Here is a 6,238-nt window from a genome sequence, read left to right as displayed (position 1 = left end):
CCATGAGCATGACCGCCGCCCCGAGGAGGTACCTGGACAGGCCGCCCTCGTCATCGGTGTCGGTGGTCGCGATGAGGACGAGGCCGGACAGGTAGACCAACAGCAGGAGCGGCTTGTACAGGAGGCAGGCGAAGAGCCAGCCGATGACCTTCGGGAAGATCTTCAGGCCGGGAACCAGGGAACTCGCCGCGGCCAGCGGCAGCAGGCAGGAGAGCAGGTAGACGATCGACTTGATCATCGCCAGGACGATCATCTGCGCGATGAGGCCGAGGATCACCGCGAGGCTGATCAGATAGGTGACGGCCTCGCGCGCGGGGCCCTCGGCAATCCCCAGGTCGTTGTCACCGGCGCCCACCCGCATGATGCTCGGGTAGACCTCCTGTGCCGCGACGAGGAAACTGACCTGCCGCGAACCGTTGCTGTTCTCGTAGGGCGCCGAATACGTCCCGGTGTCCAGGATCATCTGGGTCAGCGCGCTGCTGAAGCCCGACAGGACGTAGACGAAGAAGAGTCCGGCGAACGTGGTGATGATGACCGTGAGGAGGCCTCGGACCAGGTCCATCATGGGATCGAGCCGACGGGTCCAGAGCAGGCGTATGGCCGCCACCAGGATGCCCAGCGTGGCCAGGAAGAGGATCAGCGGGTTGAAGACGTTCTGGAGTTGCAGCACGCCCTCTTCGACGACGATCCGGTTGCTGCCGTACTCCTGTTGGAGGGGCGCCCCGCTGCCGCTGGTGATGAGCAGGCCGAACATCCGCTCGATGAGGCCCTGAAGGCTCTCCGTGATCCAGCTCGCCGTCGCCTCGTTCTCCATTTACTCACCCCCCTGGTTCAGAATTCGACCGCGCCCCCTCTTATGGAAGGCCGTACTATCCGACGTTGCAGTAGTCGTCCCCGACTTGGTCCTCGCGCTTGTTCCCTTCCGCCCATTCGGGGAATTCCGTGCAGATGTAGTACTTGTGCATCGCGGGTTCCCCGCGCCCTGCTCGTGCGTATTCACTCGGAACGTCGTCGAAGTGGTCGACAGGGTTGTCGGGACACGAATCGCTTTGGTTCCACAGGCTTGAGGGGAGGTTGGCGCAGTGGTACCTGGCCCAGATCCAGTTGTCGCCGTTCAGGAGGTCCATGTCGTCCTGGCCCGGGGTACAGGGGGAACGCGTGTAGGTGTTGCCCTCGTGGAATCCGGAGACGAAGCAGTACTCGTAGCAGTCCTCTTTGCCGTCGTACGTGCAGCGCTCGTCGTCGGGGCCGGTCAGCGGCACGGTGTGGGAGAGCCGCTCCCACCCGTCGTCGTCGGGGCAGAGGAACTCTTGGGAGTCGGGGTCCCGGAGGGCCCCCTCGCAGCCGGCGGCATCCTGTTCGATCTCGTTCTGCTCGGCCGCGACCCCCGCGATGAGGGACCCGAGGTCGTTCTCCGTCTCGTGGTGGGAGCCCTGGAGCAGCATCCCGGCGAGGGAGCCGGACGCGATCAGCAGGACGACCCCGAGGACCACCCAGGGGAGTTCGGCCATACCGCGCGCGGCGATCCAGGGGTCCCCGGTGAAGTTGGCGTGGATCATGCGCCCGCCGATGATGATGAGCGCGAGGACGCCGATGACGGCCCCGACCCAGGCGACGTAGCCCAGCACCTCGTTCCCCGACTGCTGGAACTGCGCCATCGCCAGCGGGGTCCGCGCCGCGTCAGCGGGGATCAGCTCATACGCCATTCCGCTCTTCCCCCCGACCTCTCACGATCCGGTTCACGACCCGATGAGCGTGGTGACCACGGGAACGGCGACCAGCATCAGCGAGACGCCCATGACGGTCCACACCACTCCGCCGACACCGTCGGCGGCCACCTCGGATCGGCCCAGCTTGCCGATCGCCATCTTGGCCGCCGCGTACAGGATGCCGATGACCCCGATCACGACGACGACGCCCTGCGCGATGTTGAGGAGCCGACCGACGGGGTCCCCGTCGGGATCCTGCGTTCCCCCGACCCCCCAGTCCGGCATCCGGGGCCGGACGTCCCAGGTCACCTCGGCGGGCAGGGCCGCGGCCAGGTGCACCGCCTCCGCGAGGGGCGGCAGGAGTTCCGGCGCCACCGTCAGCCGCCCGCGACGTTGGCGACGGCCCGGATGATCGGGATGGCGACGAGCATCAGGGAGATGCCCATGACGGTCCACACCAGTCCGCCGACACCGTCGGCGGCGAGGTCGGAGCGGCCGAACTTGCCGATGGCCATCTTGCCGGCGGCGAAGAGGATCCCGATGATGCCGATCACGACGATGATGCCCTGGCCCCAGTTGAACACCTGCTGGATCGGATCGTGCCCGTCCTCGAAGGCGGGCAGGTCCGGGTTGGTGCTCCAACCGAAGGCGCCGTCCATCGGAACGGCGGCCATGTGCGTGACCAGGTCGTTGGTGGCGTTCAGAACGTCCATGCGTTTCCAGTTCTCCTTACCCTGAGGCCTGTCGCGCCAGGGTCTCGCTCGCCGCCGTGTGGCACGCGTTCCTGATCTGGTCCAGGGCCCGTCGCGCCCTCGTCGGAAGTTTCACCCGGTCCGCGTCGACGGCGTCCACGTAGCGCAGGGCCGGGACGAACGGGAAGCGGACGAGGAGGCCGACGCGGTCGCGCACCAGGCCCAGACGCGCCGCGGACTCCGCGGGCTCGGGCCCGGCTCCGTCCGCCACGACCACCAGAACCGCGGGCCGGAGGCCGTCGCCCTCAAGGACGTTGATGACCTCCGCTGCGCGGGCGGTCGAGGCGACGCTGTTCCGCGAGGCGAGGACCAGGGGGCGTCCGAAGGCGCCGATCCCGCCCCTGTCGGACGAGTAGGCGCCAAGGTCCCAGGGGGTGTTCAGCAGCACTCGCAGCGTGGTGGTGCCCGCTCCGCCGTGGCAGCCGAGCACGACCATCTCCCTGGCCCAGTCGGGCAGAGGCGGGTCCGCCGGTTCGCCCTGATCGGTACCGCCGGTCTGTCGCCTCCTCATGTGGGTCCCCTCGTCCGTGTCGTGAAGGCACCGCCTCCCCTGCCGGGGTCGGCACTCCCGGCGCGGCTGTCGTCATGCCGCGCAGGGCTGGAATCCGGGGGAGTCCGGAGGGCGGTCACCCGCCCTCGGAAGGCCCCGTGCCTCTCCGCACCGTGGGAAGTGTCGCGGCGGTCGCGAGAATGCGGTGGCGCCGTCGAACCGGGTTCGGGGGCCGAACAGCAGGCTATATATACCGCACCGACCCGAATCCGATCAAGTGATCGTTTTCATCCCCACTACTTTGCGTGATCAGCCGAGGATGGGAAACACTGGAAAGTGAATAAAGGCGATCTGTTTTCACAAACGCAGAAGAGCCGACCCACTCTGCTGCGTGACAAGCCTTGATCAATGACCATCCGACAGGCGACCACCGCAGGCATCCCCCGTTCTTTCCGAGAGGAAACCAGCGGGCCGTCAACCGAAACGTTATCGGATATCACTCTTCGTGATGCTCTTGTTGTCCTAATCCCATTGCATTCTCGCATCTCCCCCTGTACGCATGGGTGAATCTGTCCGCCCTCACGTCTGGTGGGTACCCATGATCAGAACAGCGTGTCCGTCATGAGCGACTTCTCCGGCGGTTCGCGGGAGAAGACGATCGTGTTCGGGATCCTCGCCGCCCTGGTCGTCGCCCTGGTCGTCCTGGCCCAGCAGATCCTGTCCGACCCGGACGAGGAGGCCGCGCCCCCGACGGACGCGTCCGTCGAGTCCGGCGGGGGCGAGGCCGTCGGGGACGTGATGTCGCTGATGCCGTACTCGGAGGCGGAGATCCGGTCCGGCGCGGAGATCGCTCGGGGCTTCATCGAGGCCTACAGCGAGATCGACCCCGACGAGAACAGCGAGGATCGGCTCGCCCGTCTCTCCCCGTTGATCGCCGAGGAGTTCTTCGGCACCGTGGAGAACCTCATCCTCACCACCCCGAACAGCGGGACCTCCCGGGACCCGCAGCGGACCAGCGCGTCAGCTGTTGTCACGGGGATTCGCAACGTCGGCACCGCAGCCATCATCTTCGAGGTGGAGGTGCGGACCCTGAGCGACTCGGGAGAGGACGAAGCGTCCGAGCCCCTCGCCTACGCGGTCACCATGGTTCCCGAAGACGACAGCTGGGCCGTCTACGCCTTCCAGGACGCGTCCATCGGAAACGACGGTGAAGGCGCATGAGCGGCATTCGCACCGTCTCCGCCGCCACGGCGGGTAGCTGGCTACGAGTACGCGATTTCCTCCCCCGGTCCGGACGCGACGGCGACCGGGGCAACGCGACCGCACGGGTCGGGGGCGGCGTCACGGCGCTCGCGGTCATGGGGGGCATCGCCTACGCCGCCACCATGTGCGGCCCGACCACCGGCACCACCGCGAGCGGGGCCGACTCGGCGACCTCGTCGTCCGGTATCGTCCAGGCGTCCTCGTCGTCCTCGGCCACGACGATCACGATCAGCTCACACGGAGAGAATGGCGCCCCTCCAAACAAGTCCGTCCGGGTGGACATTCCAGAGAACATCCTGCGGATGCACCTCACCGCCGCTGAGACCTATGGCATCTCTTGGGAGATCGTCGCGGCGGTCGGCGCGATCGAGACCCAGAACAGCCAGTACAGGTCCGGGGACCCCGCCTGGCCCACCGGCCTGGAACCAGGGGAACGCAACCCCTACGGTGCGGCCGGAATCGTCCAGTTCGGAGTACTCGACCCTCTCAACGGCCCGAACGACGAACGACCACCCCGTGACAGGGTTGGCGCCGCGTCGAACGCGTGGGGCGGAGAACCGAGTGAGGCTGTCTCGAACCGCCCCGCGTACAGGCTGGGGGATCCCAATCCGGGTATGGGTCCGGATTCGAAATATCCCGGGACGGTCGTCCCCTACTTCGGCGTCGACGGAAACGGTGACGGGGAAGTCAACGTGTGGGACCCGCAGGACAACATCACCTCTGGAGCGTTCCGGCTCGCCTACTACAAGAAAGAGGCCGAGAAGAACGGATCGGGCTCCGTCTGCCCGGGGCAAGGGGACATGACCCCGACCGAGTGCACGATCTACAAGCACAATCCCGCCCCGTGGTACGTCGCGCAGGTACTGGAGGTGCACGACTACTACCGCGACTCCGGCATCGCTCCGCAGTCACCCTCACTCCAACAGGTCTCCTCGGCCTCGGGTCAGGGCCGGGACTGCGAGGAGCGGGGCGGCGGCGCGACGCAGGCCGCCTTCCTGGGCGGCGTCGGGGAGAGGCACCGCACCGTGGTGGAGTTCGTGAGGGACAAGATCGGGACCCCTTATGTCTGGGGCGGGGTGGGTCCCAGCGGATACGACTGCTCCGGCCTTCTCCTGGCTGCGTGGGACTCCGCAGGGGTGAAGATCCCCAGGGTGACCGATTCCCAGTGGAACATGGGTGAGCCCGGACCCGGTTACGGTGCGCCCGACCCGGACAACGGCTACGTGGCGGCAACGGCCCATGCAGTGCTGAACCGGGACCAGGGGGACACGCTCGACGTCTCGGTGTTGCAGCCGGGAGACTTCGTCTTCTTCCATTACCCCGGCGGATCGCCCTTCCCGTCGCATGTCGGTATGTACAGCGGTGGAGGGCAGATGATCCATGCTCCGGCTCCGGGTAAGCACATCATCGAGGTATCGATCGAAAGCGGTCACTACCAGTCCGTCTTCGTGGGAGCGGTCCGGATCAGCCCCGACTCCTCCGGCGATGAGGACAGCTTCGCGGCGTGACGGCCCGTCCCCGTGTTCCATGATCCGATCGAGAGGATGATTCACATGGCCTTTCCGATTTTGGCCGCTGTCGGCATCGCAGCAGGTCACGGCGTTCGTTTGCTCGCACAGAGGGCGGGCACCGCAGCCGCCACCCGGGGTGGGGCCTGGCTCACCGCGAGAGGCGGTTGGAAGGGCCTCGCCAAGGGGGCGTTCCTGGGCGGTCTCAAGTTGGGTGCGAAAGCCGGTGCCAAGGGCCTCATGGCCTTCGGCGGCCTGGCCGTGGGCGCCGGCGCGGCCGTCCTGTCGGCTGCGGCCAGCAATCCCACCGGGATGCTGGGCGCGATCGCCGCGATCGCCGCAGGTGCCGTCAGCGCGTCCCAGGCCTACGGGATGGGCACCCCGAGCCTGGGGTTGAGGAAGACCGTCAAGGGTGCGCAGGCCTTACCCTCGTGACGCCGTCGCCCCCGGGCCGCTCCCTCGGGGGCGGTCCGTCCCGTCACTACCGACTCGTGCGCTTTCGCCTCGATCGCGCTA

Annotated in this window: 7 protein-coding genes and 1 pseudogene; 3 read left to right on the top strand and 5 right to left on the bottom strand. The window is 67.3% G+C overall.

Going from position 1 to position 6,238, the window contains the following annotated elements; genetic code table 11:
• The 5 genes and pseudogenes from ACFWTE_RS04760 to ACFWTE_RS04740 all read right to left on the bottom strand — a co-directional run.
• Nucleotides 1-814, bottom strand: a pseudogene (locus tag ACFWTE_RS04760) (hypothetical protein); the annotation flags it as partial.
• Between the two features lie 55 nt (nucleotides 815-869).
• Complete coding sequence (locus tag ACFWTE_RS04755) at nucleotides 870-1,706, bottom strand: TrbC/VirB2 family protein (protein WP_378777981.1); 837 nt, start codon at nucleotides 1,704-1,706, stop codon at nucleotides 870-872.
• Between the two features lie 33 nt (nucleotides 1,707-1,739).
• A complete protein-coding gene (locus tag ACFWTE_RS04750; protein ID WP_378777980.1) occupies nucleotides 1,740-2,084 on the bottom strand; it encodes a hypothetical protein in 345 nt (114 codons plus the stop codon).
• 2 nt (nucleotides 2,085-2,086) lie between these two features.
• Nucleotides 2,087-2,422 (bottom strand): hypothetical protein, encoded by a 336-nt coding sequence (locus tag ACFWTE_RS04745; protein ID WP_378777979.1) that lies wholly within the window; start codon nucleotides 2,420-2,422, stop codon nucleotides 2,087-2,089.
• A 16-nt stretch (nucleotides 2,423-2,438) separates the two neighbouring features.
• Nucleotides 2,439-2,972 (bottom strand): hypothetical protein, encoded by a 534-nt coding sequence (locus tag ACFWTE_RS04740; RefSeq protein ID WP_378777978.1) that lies wholly within the window; start codon nucleotides 2,970-2,972, stop codon nucleotides 2,439-2,441.
• A 600-nt stretch (nucleotides 2,973-3,572) separates the two neighbouring features.
• On the opposite strand from ACFWTE_RS04740, the gene ACFWTE_RS04735 reads away from it, so the two are divergent.
• From ACFWTE_RS04735 to ACFWTE_RS04725, 3 genes are all read left to right on the top strand, one after another.
• On the top strand, nucleotides 3,573-4,172 hold the full coding sequence (locus ACFWTE_RS04735) for a hypothetical protein (RefSeq protein ID WP_378777976.1): 600 nt from the start codon (nucleotides 3,573-3,575) through the stop codon (nucleotides 4,170-4,172).
• Nucleotides 4,169-5,722 carry an NlpC/P60 family protein gene (locus ACFWTE_RS04730; protein WP_378777975.1) on the top strand — a complete coding sequence of 518 codons (1,554 nt, stop codon included), beginning with the start codon at nucleotides 4,169-4,171 and terminating at the stop codon, nucleotides 5,720-5,722. The genes ACFWTE_RS04735 and ACFWTE_RS04730 overlap by 4 nt, the downstream gene beginning before the upstream one ends.
• A 99-nt stretch (nucleotides 5,723-5,821) precedes the next feature.
• Nucleotides 5,822-6,157, top strand: coding sequence for a hypothetical protein (locus ACFWTE_RS04725; RefSeq protein WP_378777974.1), 336 nt, complete (start codon nucleotides 5,822-5,824; stop codon nucleotides 6,155-6,157).
• The last annotated feature ends 81 nt before the right edge of the window (nucleotides 6,158-6,238 follow it).

It is taken from the genome of Nocardiopsis sp. NPDC058631, assembly GCF_042716955.1.
Lineage (GTDB): Bacteria > Actinomycetota > Actinomycetes > Streptosporangiales > Streptosporangiaceae > Nocardiopsis.
This window is presented reverse-complemented; position numbering and strand designations above follow the sequence as displayed.

Excerpts from the sequence above, each read along its gene's own strand:
- ACFWTE_RS04745 (WP_378777979.1), bottom strand. The coding sequence starts at position 2,422 with ATGGACGTTCTGAACGCCACCAACGACCTGGTCACGCACATGGCCGCC.
- ACFWTE_RS04755 (WP_378777981.1), bottom strand. The coding sequence starts at position 1,706 with ATGGCGTATGAGCTGATCCCCGCTGACGCGGCGCGGACCCCGCTGGCG.
- ACFWTE_RS04740 (WP_378777978.1), bottom strand. The coding sequence starts at position 2,972 with ATGAGGAGGCGACAGACCGGCGGTACCGATCAGGGCGAACCGGCGGAC.
- ACFWTE_RS04730 (WP_378777975.1), top strand. The coding sequence starts at position 4,169 with ATGAGCGGCATTCGCACCGTCTCCGCCGCCACGGCGGGTAGCTGGCTA.
- ACFWTE_RS04735 (WP_378777976.1), top strand. The coding sequence starts at position 3,573 with ATGAGCGACTTCTCCGGCGGTTCGCGGGAGAAGACGATCGTGTTCGGG.